Annotated in this window: 16 protein-coding genes; 7 read left to right on the top strand and 9 right to left on the bottom strand. The window is 42.8% G+C overall.

Annotated features, from left to right (window positions below; genetic code table 11):
• Positions 1-11 precede the first annotated feature (11 nt).
• The gene (locus AC4JOV_RS03425; protein ID WP_229936546.1) at positions 12-506 is read right to left on the bottom strand and encodes a 3-isopropylmalate dehydratase small subunit; all 495 of its coding nucleotides are present in this window, start codon (positions 504-506) and stop codon (positions 12-14) included.
• A 15-nt stretch (positions 507-521) separates the two neighbouring features.
• On the opposite strand from AC4JOV_RS03425, the gene rpoD reads away from it, so the two are divergent.
• Positions 522-2,501 (top strand): RNA polymerase sigma factor RpoD, encoded by a 1,980-nt coding sequence (gene rpoD / locus AC4JOV_RS03420; RefSeq protein WP_256444124.1) that lies wholly within the window; start codon positions 522-524, stop codon positions 2,499-2,501.
• Between the two features lie 47 nt (positions 2,502-2,548).
• Here the strand turns inward: rpoD and AC4JOV_RS03415 are convergent, their stop codons facing one another.
• Positions 2,549-2,764: a YMGG-like glycine zipper-containing protein gene (locus AC4JOV_RS03415; protein WP_229936548.1), complete on the bottom strand. Its 216-nt coding sequence runs from the start codon at positions 2,762-2,764 to the stop codon at positions 2,549-2,551.
• A gap of 380 nt (positions 2,765-3,144) precedes the next feature.
• Between AC4JOV_RS03415 and AC4JOV_RS03410 the strand changes: the two genes are divergently transcribed.
• The 6 genes from AC4JOV_RS03410 to AC4JOV_RS03385 all read left to right on the top strand — a co-directional run bounded on the left by AC4JOV_RS03410 (position 3,145) and on the right by AC4JOV_RS03385 (position 10,190).
• Complete coding sequence (locus AC4JOV_RS03410) at positions 3,145-3,900, top strand: competence/damage-inducible protein A (protein ID WP_229936549.1); 756 nt, start codon at positions 3,145-3,147, stop codon at positions 3,898-3,900.
• Positions 3,901-5,088, top strand: a complete 1,188-nt coding sequence (locus tag AC4JOV_RS03405) for an MFS transporter (protein ID WP_229936550.1) — start codon at positions 3,901-3,903, stop codon at positions 5,086-5,088.
• Between the two features lie 147 nt (positions 5,089-5,235).
• Positions 5,236-5,754: an inorganic diphosphatase gene (gene ppa, locus AC4JOV_RS03400; RefSeq protein WP_197549336.1), complete on the top strand. Its 519-nt coding sequence runs from the start codon at positions 5,236-5,238 to the stop codon at positions 5,752-5,754.
• Positions 5,755-5,890: 136 nt separating this feature from the next.
• Positions 5,891-6,580, top strand: a complete 690-nt coding sequence (locus tag AC4JOV_RS03395; RefSeq protein ID WP_229936551.1) for a porin family protein — start codon at positions 5,891-5,893, stop codon at positions 6,578-6,580.
• Positions 6,581-6,660: 80 nt separating this feature from the next.
• A complete protein-coding gene (locus AC4JOV_RS03390) occupies positions 6,661-9,795 on the top strand; it encodes a choice-of-anchor O protein (protein WP_229936552.1) in 3,135 nt (1,044 codons plus the stop codon).
• 245 nt (positions 9,796-10,040) lie between these two features.
• Complete coding sequence (locus AC4JOV_RS03385; RefSeq protein ID WP_229936553.1) at positions 10,041-10,190, top strand: hypothetical protein; 150 nt, start codon at positions 10,041-10,043, stop codon at positions 10,188-10,190.
• A gap of 5 nt (positions 10,191-10,195) precedes the next feature.
• Here the strand turns inward: AC4JOV_RS03385 and AC4JOV_RS03380 are convergent, their stop codons facing one another.
• The 7 genes from AC4JOV_RS03380 to pyrH all read right to left on the bottom strand — a co-directional run bounded on the left by AC4JOV_RS03380 (position 10,196) and on the right by pyrH (position 17,622).
• Entirely contained in the window at positions 10,196-10,960 is a 765-nt protein-coding gene (locus AC4JOV_RS03380; protein WP_229936554.1) for an N-acetylmuramoyl-L-alanine amidase family protein, read from the bottom strand.
• Positions 10,961-10,998: 38 nt separating this feature from the next.
• Positions 10,999-12,063 carry an N-acetylmuramoyl-L-alanine amidase gene (locus AC4JOV_RS03375; protein WP_229936555.1) on the bottom strand — a complete coding sequence of 355 codons (1,065 nt, stop codon included), beginning with the start codon at positions 12,061-12,063 and terminating at the stop codon, positions 10,999-11,001.
• Positions 12,064-12,150: 87 nt separating this feature from the next.
• Positions 12,151-13,260 carry a nitronate monooxygenase gene (locus AC4JOV_RS03370; protein WP_256444088.1) on the bottom strand — a complete coding sequence of 370 codons (1,110 nt, stop codon included), beginning with the start codon at positions 13,258-13,260 and terminating at the stop codon, positions 12,151-12,153.
• Complete coding sequence (gene tyrS / locus AC4JOV_RS03365; protein ID WP_229936556.1) at positions 13,261-14,460, bottom strand: tyrosine--tRNA ligase; 1,200 nt, start codon at positions 14,458-14,460, stop codon at positions 13,261-13,263. It abuts the gene before it with no gap.
• Positions 14,461-14,472: 12 nt separating this feature from the next.
• Positions 14,473-16,626 (bottom strand): RelA/SpoT family protein, encoded by a 2,154-nt coding sequence (locus AC4JOV_RS03360; protein WP_229936557.1) that lies wholly within the window; start codon positions 16,624-16,626, stop codon positions 14,473-14,475.
• Between the two features lie 5 nt (positions 16,627-16,631).
• Positions 16,632-16,838 carry a DNA-directed RNA polymerase subunit omega gene (locus AC4JOV_RS03355; RefSeq protein ID WP_229936558.1) on the bottom strand — a complete coding sequence of 69 codons (207 nt, stop codon included), beginning with the start codon at positions 16,836-16,838 and terminating at the stop codon, positions 16,632-16,634.
• A gap of 76 nt (positions 16,839-16,914) precedes the next feature.
• A complete protein-coding gene (gene pyrH, locus AC4JOV_RS03350) occupies positions 16,915-17,622 on the bottom strand; it encodes a UMP kinase (RefSeq protein WP_229936559.1) in 708 nt (235 codons plus the stop codon).
• Positions 17,623-17,659: the final 37 nt, after the last annotated feature.

Genomic DNA, 17,659 nt, shown 5'->3' with positions numbered 1-17,659 from the left:
TATAACCCTTTTTACACTTGTTGTTTTGCGATTTCTTGTTTTGCATAATTGATCAATCCGCCTGCATCAACGAGCTCTTGCATAAACTCAGGAATAGGTGTAAACTTATAGGTCTTTGCCTGTGTTACATTGATAATCTCTCCTGCATCCATATCGATACGGATCGTATCGCCTTCATTGATCTCTTCAGCCTCCGGAAGTTCAAAAATAGGTAGTCCCATATTAAAGGCATTTCTGTAGAAGATACGAGCAAATGTAGGTGCAACAACCGCCGCAACACCTGCTGCTTTCAGTGCGATAGGTGCGTGTTCTCTACTTGAACCACAACCGAAATTTTCACCTGCCACGATGATATCACCTTCACTCATATTGTTCACGAATGACGGATCTGCATCCTCCATCACGTGTTTTGCCAATTCCGATGCCTCAGAAGTATTAAGATATCTTGCTGCGATGATCAAATCTGTATCGATGTTGTCACCAAATTTCCAAACTTTACCTTGCAAAATCTATTCCTTAGAATGAGGCTCTGCCCCAAAAATATTTTCGCGATTATAGCCAAAAAAACAGAAATCACCAAATCACCCCTATCATTTATAACAAAATTTCGGTATAATCCATCCTTAATATTCACTGAGTTGAACACACTCGCACAAACAAGGAACATAATGGCAGCAAAAGACAGTATGAAAAGCGTAGAGGCACTATTTGCATCCAAAAAAAAGGGTGATGTGATTACACTTGAGAACATCGCCAAAGAGTTTAATAAACAGATCACCGCTGCACAAACCAAAAAAATTCTTAAATTATCTCTTGATAATAAAATAGATATCGTAAGTTCATCTGAATATGCCAAACTTCTCACAACAAAGCAAGCTGAAAAAATGGAAGAGGCGAGAAAAAAGCTTGCAGCAGGCGAAGAGGTAGATGAATTTGACCTGCATAAGGAAAAAGAGCTGCTTGAATGGAGCCGGTCTGACTCCCCTGTACGTATGTACCTCCGTGAAATGGGTAAAATCCCTCTACTCACAAAAGAAGAGGAGGTTGAACTTTCTCAAAGAATTGAGGAAGGGGAGAATATTATCCTTGATGCCATCTGTTCTGTCCCTTATCTGATCGACTATATTCTTAACTATAAAGGCCCTCTTTTAAATCGTGAAAGACGGGTAAAAGAACTCTTTAAGAGCTTTGAAGATGAGAAAAGCAGTGACAAAGAGGATGAAGATGAGAATGAAGGTTCACCAAAAGATGACAGCAGGGTCAAACAGGTTGTAGACAGCTTTAAACAGTTGGAAAAAGCAAAAAAAGAGTGGATGAAATCCCGTGACGAAATGCATAAGGTCATCGACGACGGCGGGGATGAAGAGAAAGTACTTCATGAACGTCTTAAAGTAGCTTTCAAAAAAGAGCTGCTTAAGCGTGCCCTGATCAATCTCGGACCGACATCGAAACTGATCAATGAATTGGTGAAAGCGATGGAGACAGCGCTCACAAGCGATGACAGTTTTGAGAAAGAGCTGAAGCGTCTTGAGTACAAACTCCCGCTCTTTAATGATATTTTGAGAAAGAATCACCAAAAGATTCTTGATAATATTGTTGATATGGATAAAGACGATATCATTGATGCCGTACCGGAAACCACAATGGTAAGTACGTACGTGGAGATCAAAAAACTCTTTGAGACACGTGAAGCAAGTAAAGGCGGATTTGACCTGAGCGAAGAGAAGCTTCAAGAGGTACTCAACCAGATCCGTCAGGGTAAAAACAAAAGCGAAAAAGCAAAAACGCGTATGGCAAAGTCAAACCTGAGATTGGTTGTATCGATCGCTAAACGTTATACGAACCGCGGACTTCCGTTCCTTGACCTGATCCAGGAGGGGAATATCGGGCTGATGAAAGCCGTTGATAAATTTGAGTATGAGAAGGGGTACAAATTCTCTACCTATGCGACATGGTGGATCCGTCAGGCTATCAGCCGTGCGATCGCAGACCAGGCACGTACGATCCGTATTCCGATCCACATGATCGAGACGATCAACCGTATCAATAAGATCATTCGTAAACATCTTCAGGAGACAGGTCGTGAACCTGATCTTGAGACGATCGCAGAAGAGGTAGGGCTCTCTGTAGATAAGGTGAAAAATGTCATTAAGATCACAAAAGAGCCGGTGAGTCTTGAGACGCCTGTAGGGGATGAAGATGATGGTAGATTCGGGGACTTTATTGAAGATAAAGACACACTCAGTCCTACCGATGCCGTCCTTAAGGATGACCTGAACCTCCAGATCGATGATGTTCTTGATCAACTGAACGAGAGAGAGAAAGCAGTCATCCGTATGAGATTCGGACTGCTCGAAGATGAGAGTGACAGAACGCTCGAAGAGATCGGTAAAGAGCTCAATGTAACACGTGAACGTGTACGCCAGATCGAAAGTTCAGCGATCAAAAAACTCAAACACCCGAAAGTCGGTAGAAAACTCAAGAACTATATAGAGGAGTAATCAAACTCCTCTCTACTGTTTGATATTTCAGTACTCAGCCGTTACGCTTACTGGTCTGAAATATATCCTACTGTCCCACCAACCACAGTACCGACTGCTGCACCTTTTAAGACATTTCCGCCAGTAACACCTGATACAACAGCACCACTCGCTGCACCCACAAGCGCACCTTTTTTGGTATTCGGGCTAGGTTGTGCACATCCGATCATCACTAACATTAAAGCAAATGCCAAAAACATTTTTTTGATATCTACGCTTTGCATTTCAACTCCTTTGATCTGTAATCTTGTTTCATTATAACATAATACAGCGTGTCACAATATAGAGTTTTAACCCATTGTTATTTTCTTCTTGAGAGAGTAAAAGTGAGAGATAAAGGAAAGATACCCTTTGTATTTACAAGTACCTGAAGTGGACAATAATAGAAAAAATGAAACTGATCATGAAATAAGGAGGATCTTCAGGCACTTGTAAATACAAATAAAGCCGATAAACTATCGACGTTATTTCTCTTCCTCCTGACAAAAGTATAGCTTAGATATAGCGTTTGAATTACCACCTTTATGATTAATTTTTAATCAATCAAAAAATTCCATCTAGTTGGCTATAATACGCTACAAAACCATCTTCTAAAGGGAATGCCATGACTCTTCCGAATTTTTTTGCGTTGATAATCGGTACAGAAATACTCAATCAAAGAAGAAAAGACAAACACTTTGACTTTGTTGCCACCGCTTTGGCAAAAAAAGGCTATAAACTGACAGGTTCATTTATTATTGAGGATGACCCTGCACTGATCGTACAGACGATCAAATTTATCGCTTCACAACCCAATCCTGTACTTTTCAGTTTTGGCGGTATCGGGTCAACTCCGGATGACCACACAAGAAAATGTGCTTCTATCGCACTCAGAGACGGTACCCTCCCCGTTCATGATGAAGCAAAACAGATCATAGTGGATCAGCTTGGAGAAAAGGCCTACCCCTACTCTGTACGTATGGCAGAACTTCCCAAAGGTGCAAAACTCCTGGACAATCCCGTCAACAAGATGCCTGCGTTCAGCCTGGATGAACGCTTTTTCTTTATGCCGGGATTTCCTGAAATGAGCCATCCGATGGTTGAAGAGATTTTAGCCAGGCTTATTCCCAAGGGCCAGACCTATTACCGCCATACACTCACCGCACTTTGTAAAGAGAATCTCTTTATTGATATCATGGAGCAGATGCCCACCGGTGTAGAGTTCTCCTCTCTGCCAAAACTCTACAGTGACGGATGGAGGGTTTCTCTCTCCGTCGCTTCCTATGATAAAACCTTGGCCGATCAGGCCTTTAAAATGTATACCGATCTTCTTGATCAAAAAGGGATACACTACGGTCTCCATGATGAGAGTAATCTCTAAATGAAAGACTATATAGAAGCACTGAAGCATCCTGTTGTCAGACGGCTCTCTCTGATACAACTCATCAGTTATTTTGGGACATGGTTCTCACAGGTGGCGATATTTTCGATGCTTGTCTCTTACGGGGCGAGTGAGATCACGATCGCCCTTACTGCTGCGATGGGAATGCTGCCGGCAGTCATCCTCGCACCGATCACGGGAATCGTAGTAGACCGCACCGAGTTTAAAAAACTGATGTTTATCCTGCTCTTGATAGAGATAGTGATGACATTGGGTTTTATCTGGATCGATTCCTTGAACCAGGTATGGATACTCATGCTTCTGATATTCATACGCTCCGGTGCAGCTTCGATGCTCTTTTCTGCAGAGATGACCCTCTTCCCAAAAATACTGAAAGGGAAGATGCTCCAACGGACCAATGAGATACACTCGGTCATCTGGTCACTCTGTTATGCATCGGGAATGGCCGTAGGCGGGCTTGCCACACACTATATGGGATACGATGCTGCCTTTATCCTCGATGCACTGCTCTATGGACTGGCAGTCATCCTGCTGCTGGGGCTCAAAGTACATATGGAACAGACAGAACATACCGACTCGAACTGGAAAATGTTCAAAGATGGGTTTAACTATCTCAGAAAAAGCCCAAGGATCCTGCACCTGATCCTGCTGCATGCCAGTATCGGCCTTACAAGTTTTGATGCACTGGTGACCCTCCTTGCCGATTTTAAATATAAGGAGGTGATCGCTGTTGCTTTAGCCATAGGATGGATGAATGCGGTGCGTGCTATCGCGCTTCTATTCGGATCGATACTCTTTTCAAAACTGGTCAACCAGGATAACCTGCACTGGTTTTTCATTTTTCAGGGGATCGCTATCTTTACCTGGAGCCAACTGCAGGAGGCGTTCTACAGCTCACTGATAGCGATCTTCGTTGTAGGGCTCTTTACTACCACGCTCTGGGCATATACCTACTCGATGATACAGGAGTATACGGAGAAGAGATACCTTGGACGTGTGATCTCCTATAATGATATGTTCTTTATGATCTCCAATGTACTTACGGCAATGTTTATCGGTTATGCTTCAAAGTGGGGAATGAAACTGGAGATGATCACCATGGTTCTGGGCCTCGGATTTATCCTGACTGCATTTTACTATCTATGGTATAGAAAAACCTACAGTTAAGGATATCCTTCCCTATATAATTGTCTCAATATTTTGATATCGATTTTCAGACGGATCTAATCATACATGATATCAAAATCGACACCATTTACCATATTTAAAATAGTTATGGTATCATCACAAAAATTTTTCACGGGAGATATTCAAATGGATATTACTAAAATCGGACCGGGTGAATGCCCAGATGCTGTAAAAGCGATCATCGAAGTACCGTTAAACTCAAATATCAAATACGAAATTGACAAAGATTCAGGCGCTGTAGAAGTGGATAGAGTACTCTACTCGGCGATGCACTACCCTGCAAACTACGGTTTTGTAGCAAATACACTCTCTGATGATGGTGATCCTGCTGATGTACTTGTACTTTGTGACTACCCGCTTCAAGCAGGTTCTTACATCAAATGTAGACTTGTAGGTGTATTGATGACAGAAGATGAAAGCGGCGGGGATGAGAAACTGCTTGCAGTACCGACTGAAAAGATCGATCCTACCTATGCAAAGATTCAAGATCTTGCAGATGTACCGGAGCACACACTTAACCGTATCAAAAACTTCTTTGAAACCTACAAAATGCTTGAGCCGAACAAATGGGTAAAAGTATCTGGCTTCAAAGATAAAGCTGCTGCTGCAGAGATCCTTGAAAAAGCGATCAAGAACTATAAGTAACCCTCCTAACTATCACCCTGTAGGGTGATAGTTAAACAAAAATATAATTTTTTTTTAACTTTCTCATTCAATTACTCTTCAAATCTACACTTTTTTATTATCCATCCGTTATAATTTAAACTTAAGTAATTCTTAGATGGATTACTATCTTAAATCAGAAAAAGGGGAGAAATTGAAAATCATTAAAAATTCTCTAATCGGACTTTTTGTTGTTTCCAGCATTGCCAGTGCGGGAGGTGACACTAAACGTGTACAACCAAGTGTTGAACCATATGTTGAAATACCTGAAAGTAATCTACTTGAAGGGTTTTATATAGGCGCCGGAGTATCTGCTATACAGCATGATGACACACAGGTGAATGGCCAGGTAAACGGAAATGCATATTCAAGAGATACAGACAGAGAGGAGAGCTGGACAGGGGCAACAATACTTGCCGGGTATCAACTTCTTCCTTATCTAGCTATTGAAGGAAGATATACTTTTAGTATAGGTGATGCTTCCGTTGAACTTAACGGAAACAAATATGATGAAGATATCTCTGTAAGCAATCTTGCAATTTATGCAAAACCTTCTTATTCTATCGACAAGGTGACACTCTACGCACTTCTCGGTTATGGGCAAACATCGTTTGAGCTTAAAGATGGAGATGAACTTTCAGATTCCAGTTTCCAATGGGGTGCAGGTTTAAGCTATGATATTAGTGACAACTTCTCTGCTTTTGCTGACTATACGCTCTTTTTTGATGATGAAGAATTTGATTCGCGTGTCAATGGTTGGAATGATAAATTTTATTCATGGAACTTCGGAGTAACGTATAAGTTCTAAGATAACCCCAAAGGGTGATGACACAAGATGTTAAATTGGGTATTATCCACAATATTAAAACAGGGAAAGGATTTAATCACATGAAATCAAAAATAATGTTACTATCTGTGCTAGCTGCAACGGGTGGTATGATTCTCAATGGATGTGGTAGTGGAAGCAGTAGTTCATCGGACGCTGCTGTACTATCAGGTACATTTGTAGACTCGGAAGTAGAAGGTTTGGACTATAGTGCTGAACCAAGTAGACTAAGAGGTCAAACGGATGCAGATGGGAAATATGACTTTAAAGAAGGTGATACTGTTACATTCTCACTCGGTTGTATCCCACTGGGTTCAGCTTTAGGTTCAACAGGTGCCGTTACACCCGTTGATCTCTTTGATGGTGCGAACACAAGTGATCAGAGAGTAGTCAATATAGCAAGAACACTTCAATCACTTGACGAGGATGGACAGTCAGGAAACGGTATACGTATTCCTGCAGCTTCTGTAGATGCACTGGTAGCAGAGGTAGGTTGTGATGCTGATCTTGCCGCTATGGGTGAAGAGGACCTTACTACACTACTCACGAGTGTAGTAGAGGCTACTGCGACAGATGACAGAGTGATCTCCGAAGAGACAGCAGTCAATCATTTGGATATTGCAGTAAGCGGTGATGCTAACGGAACGATGTTTAGAAAAAATATCTCCAAAACGCCTGAACTTGCTTCGAGTAAACCAAAGTTGAACTTTATGGAGATCTATGTCGATGCGCAAAAAGCAGACGGAACACCGGTCTATGAAGATGAGACAAATACCACAAGAAAGCAGGTTCATCCTCTTGTAACAACATATACCGATGCTGTAGAAGGTGCAGGGCTGATCCATGATGGAACACCTGCACATGATACGTTTGCAGCGATCTCACTTGATGACGGGGCAACATGGAAACGTCTGAACCTCTCTCGAACAGCAACACGTTCATCTTTTGATATAAAAGTAAGAGATGCGGGTGGTAATGTAGTGTTAGATGAAAATGGGACAGAAGTAAGAAGACCATATCCGGGACACTCACATAAACCAGTTGTTCAAAGTTACAGAAACAGTATCCTTGTAGTATGGGATGACAAGTTCTGTAGAAGCGGTAATCCCTTAGGACTTGATGCAGTTGATGAGAACGGTACTATCGTTAATCCAAGTGAATATGAGGGGGATGTAACCTACCCTGATGATATGTATCTGGTAAACGGTAGCCAGGGTTCTGTTGACTATGCTGATATGTTGGTAAATGGTGTATACCCTTTCGTAGAGGTAGGTGAAGTACCATACAGTTGTGTCATGGCTGCACGTATCGTAATCGATGCTGATGCAGAAGATCCGAAAAATGTAATCGTTCCTTACGTTGCAGAACAGATCACCTCTGCGAGAAGAGATGCACTTCAGATCTTTTTGGCAAAAGCACCAAACGGTGCCGGTTTTGGATTTACTTGGCAGGAAGATCCTGAAGGTCTTAGACCGGGTAGCGGTAAAGGGCCAGGAACTGGATGGGGTGGTGCGACAACCAACCATAAAACTGATATCTGGTATTCGTATATTACACTAGGACTTAACGGTGAGAATTTCCAGGCAACAGATCCTGATTATGTTCCACAAGGTGATCAGAATATGACATCGGGTGAAGATGAAAACCAGAGTACGAGACCACATGCACTCAATAAATTTGCACTGCCTGTACGTATCTCGGATAATGATGTATGTTCGGTAGATGAAAATGATACAGTGAAACAAAAAGCAAAATATTGTCATATCGTATGTGATAGATACGGATGGGTAACACAGGCTATGATTGATGCTGAAGCAGATCAGGCTGATCCGGAATATGTCGCTACCGATCTTGGTAAATGTTTTGGACCTGGTATTGACCCGGCAACAGGAGAGAGATCACTGCTCAACGGTGATACAGGTGCATCAAGACCGAATATCTTTATCCAGCCGCAAGGTGCTCGGGGAACAGTTACGATCTTCGGATATGAAGAGACAAAGGGATTGGGTGACGGTCAACCGGAAGACAGTGGTACACCGAACGAAGGTGAAGATGATACCAACTGGACGGATACCGGTAAATACGTGATCTATGAGAGTTTCAAGTTTGACGAGCCGGAACTACTTACACCGGATGAGGATCTCGTTATCAGCGGTGGTCATATCCTGAACGAAAAAAATGCAGAAGGCATCTATGAAAATGCAAGAAGAATCCGCTTTATCCCTCAGGGAATAAAAGGGAAAGGAGCATCAGGAGTAGTTCTAGCTGCAGTTTATAAGCAGGGAATGGAAGGGCAAGGACGTCCATCAGACATCATGCTTGCAAGATTTAAAGATGGATATGCATTCAGCAACTATGTTGATACGGTAAATATCAGTAGTGTCACACCTACGCTTACAGATGAGGATTATAATACAACAAAAGTCCTAGAGTGGGAATGGACGCCGGCGAACCTTGCAGATGCATCGGATACCAACCCGTATGATGACACAAGAGCGCACAGAGGTATCATCCGTGGTGACATGTTGATTGTTGGATACAGCTATACACCGAACTGGGCCGCTGCAAGACAGGCACATGATAAATATGACTTCTATATCAGAAGATCATTTGATGGTGGTGCGACATGGGTACCATGGACAGATACAAATGGCACAAGCCATGAAGGTCCGCAAAACTTGTCAAATCTTAGAAATAACAAAATGACGGTCATCGAACCACGTATCGTTGGTACACCGGGATCAATTGACCTCGATGGTGACGGACAGGCTGATACACCTATGGATAAGCAAAATAAAGACATCTTCTTCGTCTCTTACGGGACAGCAGAGAATGTGGCAAATGTCATTGGAAGCCTTGACCCTGATGAAGTGATAGAAGGTGGTGCACCGCTTGATCTCTTCTATGCAAGAACAACAGATAGAGGCGAAACCTATGAGTTGGTTGATAAGAATATTACTTCAGAAGACAGTAACCTGACTGGAACAACAGTTCAGGTAATGGATTGGTTGGCACACTCAAATGCCGAAGAGGGTGAAGTACAGTTACGTATGACACCGGATGGTAATGTGTTCTATGCGAGCTGGATCCAAGATCTTGATATGAACGATACAGAAACTGCTGATCACTTTAAAGGTAGTGATATATGGTTCAGAAAGATTACATACGATGCTAACACTACAGCAGCAGTAGAATAATCTTCTCTAAAGAAGAGAGCTTGTCTCTCTTCTTTCATTGTCTATAAAATCTCCGGCCACTCCTACAAATAAACATCCTATTCCAGACTTCAACACCTCCCATGAAACAAATAGATCATTGGTATTTGTTATACCTTTATGTTTATTCACAACTTATTGCATTTTTATTTTAGATCCAAATACTTCAAGATCACTTTTACGGAAGGAGATAGAGGAAAGAAACATTGTAGTTAAGCCTAAGGAGTATGCCAGTAGACGTGATACTCTATTCACCGGCTTATCATAGCTCACCAGGTAAAACGATAGATTATGAAACGGGAAAAGAGCTTGCAAGATTTCCGGAAACCATCCATGAAACTATCGACGGGATCCATACGCTTCTGATCGGTATGTAGCGTAATTAAATATCAATCTCTTTCTTGCGGTTGTCCAGATATCTTCCGATACCTGAGGCGATACCTTTTGCAATAGCATTCTGGTAATCTGACTCAAAGAGTCTCTGACGTTCTTTGGTATTGGAAAGATAACCGACTTCTACAAGGATGGAAGGTCTGCTGGCGCCTACAAGTACATAAAAGGGTCCCGGTCTTACCCCACCATCCTTCACATCATGATACTCGCCTTTCATCCTCTTTAGCATCTCTCTTTGTATATCGATAGCCAGTTTATGAGACTCGACGATCTTCGGTCCATTAAGAACAGAATCGATAATGACATCCTTACTGAGTTCATCTGTCCCCATCAATACCGCTGCATTCTCACGCTCTGCGATACGTTGTGATCTTGCATCACGGCTTTTTTGCAGGTAATAGGTTTCTACCCCGGATAATAGTTCATTTTTCTTAGGGTTCGGAGAGGCATTGGCATGGATAGAGAGAAAGATCATAGCCTCTTTTCTGTCTGCGATACGCGTACGCTGCCCGAGCTTTAAAAAGCTATCGCCGCTGCGGGTAAGGTAGACAGGATGGCCATTCCTGCGGAGTGCTTTTCTCACCTTCTTTGCGATACTGAGAACAAGATTCTTTTCAAGTTTTTCCCCTGATATCGCCCCGGAGTCGTGACCTCCATGCCCCGCATCGATCACGACAACTGCTTTGGATCTGTCAGGAGAGACACATCCGGTCAGCGTAAATAAAATACTAAGAAAAAGTAAAACCGTTCTCATACTTTCCTCCCTATTTTAAATACTACCTATAATTCTCTTTAAAAATCGATCTCTCTTCTTCTATTCTGCAGATAATTCTCAATCCCCTCAACGATACCTTTTGCCAAAAGATTTTGATAGTTTGAGGAGAAGAGCCGTTTTCGCTCTTTAGGGTGTGAGATATATCCCACTTCTATCAACACGGAAGGCCTGCTTGCACCGACAAGTACATAAAAAGGTGCATGACGTACACCACCATCCTTGACATCCCTATAAAGGCTTCTTGCATTTGTCATCATACGCTTATGGATATCGATCGCCAGTTTGTTAGACTCAACTATCTTCGGCCCGCTCAGGACGGAATCCAGGATCACATGCTTACTCACCCTGTCTGTTCCCTTGAGCACCGCATTATTTTCTCTCGCTGCAATACGCTGAGAACGTTCATCTCTTGTATTCTGCAGGAAGAATGTCTCAATCCCCTGCATTTTATGGCGTTTGCTTTTTACTACGGAGTTGGCATGGATAGAGATAAATACCTTTGCATCTTTTTTATCTGCAATACGTGTTCTCTGGTTCAGTTTGAGAAAACGGTCACTAGCTCTTGTCAGATAGACCGGATAGCCTCTTTTTTTCAGCTGCTTGATCACCCTCTTGGAAATTTGAAGTACAAGGTCCTTCTCTTTTTTCCCCCCGCCGATAGCCCCGCTATCATGTCCTCCATGTCCCGCATCGATCACGATCACTTCTGTATGTCGTTTACGTATTTGCTTTGTGATCTGTGGTTTTATATAGGCCTGGCGAGCATTTCCTTTTTGTATATAGGCACTTCCCTTTGGTAGAGAGATATGATAGGTATCTTTAGAAAACAGGGGTTGGTAAGCTGTAGGCTTAAAAGGTGTCCGGCTCTCTATCACAACACGTACGGTCTTTGAGTTATATTGGGCGATACGAACACTATTTCCAAGTCCAAGAGGAACACGTTTATGTGCGATTTTCATATCTTTGAAGTCATAGATCTCACGGTGAGGATTTGGAAGGGTAAAGTGTTTGATCTTTTGTTTATCAAGCGGCTTCGCAAAAAAAAGCCTCAATTCACCTTTTTTCACGAGCGCTTTGGTCATACTGTTCCCTCCTCCAAACAGAGAAGGGGAAAAGAGAAAAGAGATCATGGTAAAAAAGAGTAGAAGATAACTCCGCCTTATCATGGTTTACTTCTCTTCTCCATTCATGAGTTTGTCCATCAGCTCTTTGACGGTAATGATCTCATTGAGACGATAACCGTTCGAGCCCGTAAAGAAAAGCCCTGTTTCTACGATACCGTCATATGCATCAGTCAATCTGTCTGCGATACAATATCCTACGGCTCGAGCCTCTTCACCTCTATGACATGGTGCTACACAGTTAGAGATACAAGCAACTTTTGGCGCTGTTCCGGTTTCTATAGAAGCCTGAAGCTGCGTTTTAACCCCACGGGCAGGATACCCTACAGGTGATTTGAAAAGCTTGATATCCTCTTCTTTTGCCTGTAAAAGGATCTCTTTCATTTCATCACTGGTATCACACTCTACCGTACCTATAAAACGTGTACCCATCTGAACCGCTGAAGCCCCCAGTTCCATCATTTTAACGATATCGTCATGATCCCATATACCGCCTGCTGCGATGATAGGCATATCACCCCAGTTCTTTGCCTCTTCTACTACCGGAGGAAGGATCTCTTCGAGCTGGTTCTCAGGGAGGAAACACTCTTCATACTTAAATCCCTGGTGTCCTCCACTGAGCGGTCCCTCTACGATCACTGCATCCGGCAGTCTGTTATGCGTCTTTTGCCATCTGCGGCAAAGAATTTTCAATGCTTTTGCAGTTGATACGATCGGTACCAATGCTACATCAGGATAGTCTTTCGCTGCTTCAGGCATCGTCAACGGCAGTCCTGCACCTGTGATAATGATATTTGCCCCTGCCTTACACGCATCCTGTACCACACGGTCGTAATCTGTTTGAGCATAAAGGATATTGGCTGCAAGCGGTTTGTCTCCACAGATCTCTCTTGCATTATCAAAGATTTGTTTGAGTGCCTTATAAGAGTAGAAGTTGATCGCTTCTTTCGGGCGGTGTTCTTTACCGACCATCTCTTTGTCACTGAGGAATTTTCTCTTTTTATAGACACCGGTACCTACGGCGGAGATCACTCCCAGACCTCCCTCTTTGGATACATTGCCGGCAAGCTGGTCCCAAGAGATTCCGACCCCCATTCCTCCCTGAACAATAGGCTTTTCGATCGTATATTTACCGATCTTAAACGATTTAAATGTCACTTATTTTACCTTCACTTTCGCAAACCTTCTTTTTCCTACCTGCAGGATATACTCACCGCAACTAAGATTGAGTTTATCATCACTGATCTTCTCCTGGTCGATACTTACTGCATTCTGCTTGATATCTCTTCTCGCCTGTGATGTTGAAGGCTCTAAACCTGCATTCACAAGTGCCTGACATATCCAGATACCATCTTCCATATCAAACTCATCCATATCTGTTGGAATTTTATTTGCTTTAAATACAGAGTTAAACTCTTCTTTAGCAAGTGTAGCCAATTCTTCATTATGGAACCTAGCAGTTATCTCAAGAGCGAGATTTTCTTTCGCTGTTTTAGGGTGAACGGTACCATTCTTGACATCTTCTCTCAACTGAGCTACCTCGTCAAGGGGTTTTTCACTGAGTAGTTCATAGTAACGCCACATCAGATCATCTGAGATAGAGAGTGTTTTCCCGTAGATATCTTTAGGGCTCTCTGTAATACCGATATAGTTGTTCAGAGATTTACTCATTTTCTGAACACCGTCCAACCCTTCAAGGATAGGCATCATCATTACAGCCTGTTCTTTTCCGATATCGTATGCTCTTTGCAGATGTCTTCCCATCAGAAGATTGAACTTTTGATCCGTTCCTCCGATCTCGATATCTGATTTCAGCTCTACAGAGTCATATCCCTGAAGCAAAGGGTAGAGAAATTCGGAGATAGAGATACTCTGCCCGGATTTATAGCGTTTTTCAAAATCATCACGCTCAAGCATTCTTGCTACGTTAAAGAGTGTCGTCAACCCCACCATACCGGCTGCTCCCAGTTCATCAAGCCACTTTGAGTTGAAAACCACTGTTGTTTTACTCTCGTCAAGTACATTGAATACCTGATCCTGGTAGGTCTTTGCATTGGCCATGATGGTTGCACGATCCAGTATTTTTCTTGTCTCGCTTTTACCCGTCGGATCACCGATCGTTGCAGTAAAATCCCCGATAAGCATCTGTATTCTTCCACCATGTTGCTGAAATACTTTAAGCTTTTGAAGCAATACTGTATGTCCCAGGTGCAGATCGGCCCCCGTAGGGTCAAACCCTGCTTTTACAGTATAGGTCTCTCCTGTCTCATAGTAACGTGTCACCAATTTTTCAATGGCTTCCATATCTATGATCTCGGCTGTACCTCTTTGTATCTCTTCAAGTGCTTTAGTTATCATCTCTCTCTATCCTTATTTGTTATATGCGTCATCCAAACTGATAATCTCGATAAGTTTGAACTGTTTTGAAATTTTTTCTGCCAATACCGTTTTGTTTGACTGATCACTCTCTACTTCGATCTGACAATACTCCGCAGTATCAGAACTTTGTATCCCAAGTTCTATACTGACGACATTCAGACCAAGATCCGAAAGTTTTTGAAGCAGTTCTGCAAGAACCCCCTTCTGGTTTTGTAAGCTGAGTATCAAACGATAACGCGAAAGTTTCGATGTCGACCAGCTTACATGCAGCATCGGATGGCCCTCTTTCATCAGTGCATATGCCTTTTTACATAACTTATGGTGGACAATCGCTTTATTGTCCCTATAGAAAGCAACGATCTGATCACCTACCTTCGGGTGGCAGCAGTAATCAAACTCTACCCCTTCGACCGTCTTATTGGTAAAGAACTTAAGATGTTCGATCTCTTTGAGAACAGGTTTTCTGTACCCTTTTCTCATCACTTCCCAGAAACGCAGCTCTTTCTCACCTAAAAAGTCAGCAACCTGGCGGATCGTCTCCTTATAGTAATCTATCTGCAACGGCAGTTTATAGATCGTCTCCTGCAATCCTATCTCTTTTACCAACGCTTTCATCTGTGCACTCGGCTGTTTGAAAAGGTTCCCCAGAATGTTGTAGGCACTTAGTGTATTGGCCTCTTTGATCCTCGCACGACAGAGACTTCTGATCCCCTCCTGGGCTCTGGATGTCTTCACCGTATCAAGCCAGGTACAGTGCAGATGCGGAGTATCATCTTTAATGATGTTGATGATATCCCCGTTTTTCAATACAGTCAAAAGAGGAGCTTCACGCTTGTTGATCATTGCCGAAACGGCATTGGCCCCGACTTCAGAGTGGATCAGATAAGCAAAATCCAGTGCTACTGAGCCTTTCGGTAACGTATAGTAGTCCCCTTTAGGAGAAAATACCGTGATATCTTCTGAGAAGAGATCACATTTGGCAAGTTCATAGAACTCTTCTACCGACTCATTGGTATAGTTCAATCCTTCCAGCCACTCCAGGTTGATACCGTCACCACCGGATTTGTATTTCCAGTGTGCCGCGACACCGTACTCTGCAAGCTGATGCATCTCTTCGGTTCTGATCTGTGCCTCTACGATCCCCTCTTCATCAAAGAGTGTCGTATGGATCGTTTGATACCCATTCTCTTTAGGCACAGCGATATAGTCCTTAAAACGGGAAATGAGCGGTGTATATCCAAGGTGAAGCATACCAAGTACCTGATAGCACTCTATCGGTTTTTTAACGATGATACGGATTGCCAAAAGGTCAAGTACCTCTTCTATACTCACACCTTTTCTGTGCATTTTCAGATACGTGGAGTAGTAGTGTTTCACACGTCCCAGAATATCGAAATCGCCTTCCTCAAAACCATCTTTCATCATCATCTCTGTGACTGTCTGGATAAATGCATTCAGTTTGAGTTGAAGGTTTTGTGCATTGGATTTGATAAAGTCATCTATATGCTTATAATCATCCGGATAGATGTAGTAAAAACTCAGATCCTCCAGGTGGTTCTTCATGCGTGAGATCCCCAGGCGGTGTGCGATCGGGGCATATACCACCAAAGTCTCTTCTGCGATACGTTTCTGTTTGTGCGGAGGGAGGGCATCCAGTGTGAGCATATTATGGAGTCTGTCACAGAGTTTGATGACCAGTACACGGATATCTTTGATCGATGCAATGAGCATTTTTCTAAAACTGAGTGCCGAGTTGATCAGACGTTCATCTGAAGCGGAAGAGACCAGCTTTTCATCACGGATCTGTACGATCTTGGTCAAGCCTGCCACAAGGTGTGCAACATCATCACCGAATGCATCCACAAGGTCCTCTATCTCATAATGTGTATCTTCAACCACATCATGCAACAGTGCAGCCTGTACCATCACTTCATCATTGGAGAATGCAGCAGTAATCGCTGCTACGAGGATCGGGTGAACGATGTAAGGTTCACCGCTTTTGCGAAACTGTCCCTCATGTGCTTTATGAGAGAGTTCCAATGCTTTTTTGGTACTGGGCTTAGGAGAGGGGACATATTCCCACAGAAGAGACTCTGCCTCTTCAATCGTGTTGATATGTTTGGCTTTTTCCAAAAAAGCGTTCAAGAGGCCTACTCCTCTAGGTTTACGTCAATTTTACCTTCAGCAATCTCCAAAAGTGCGATATCCGTAGCTTTCATTGTCTTTACATCTGCATCTACCAGTGGTGTAGCTCCGTTGGAAATTGCTTCAGCTCTTTTACCTACTGCATTTGCCAAAAGGTATTTATCATGGTTTACTTTTTCCATTGCTTTCGCTGTCAATATTTCTGTTCTCATTGTTATCCTTTAACTCTTTATCACGTTCATTTCTAACAGCGCTGAAAAGCCTGTCAATCTCAAATTACTTCTCTTCCTACTTTACAACTGAGCAGAGAGTTGTATCTCCCTCAATAATCGCAAGAAGGTTGCCCTTTTCAAACATATTACATACAATGATAGGTAACTTGTTATCTTTTGCCTGTGCGATTGCCGTATCATCCATCACTTTGATGTGATCTTCAAGTGCCCTGTCATACGTGATAGTATCAAGTTTTACTGCATCCGGATACTTTTTAGGATCTTTGTCATAGACACCGTCGACCTTGGTTGCTTTGATAAGTATGTCCGCACCGATCTCGGATGCTCTTAATGTTGCTGCGGTATCTGTCGTAAAGTAAGGGTTCCCCGTACCTCCGGCGAAGACAACCACTCTGCCTTTTTCAAGATGACGTCTTGCACGTCTTACGATAAATGCTTCACCGATCTCCTGCATATCAATAGCCGTCTGAAGCCTGCTCTCTACACCGATATGCTCAAGTGCTTCCTGAATGGCTACACCATTGATCACCGTTGCCAACATACCCATATAGTCACCGCTTGTACGTGTGATGATACCGTCAGCTGCAGCAGACACACCACGAATGATATTTCCGCCACCGACTACAACACCGACCTGGATACCTGCATCAATTAATGATTTGATCTCACCTGCAATAAAATTAAGTATCTGAGTATCAATACCATACCCTTCTTCACCAGCCAATGCCTCACCAGAAAACTTTACCAATACTCTTTTTGCCACTTGTAGCCCTTTATAGAATTTCGCGATTATATCCAAA

The organism is Sulfurovum sp. MH2-6 (assembly GCF_058374785.1).
This window is presented reverse-complemented; position numbering and strand designations above follow the sequence as displayed.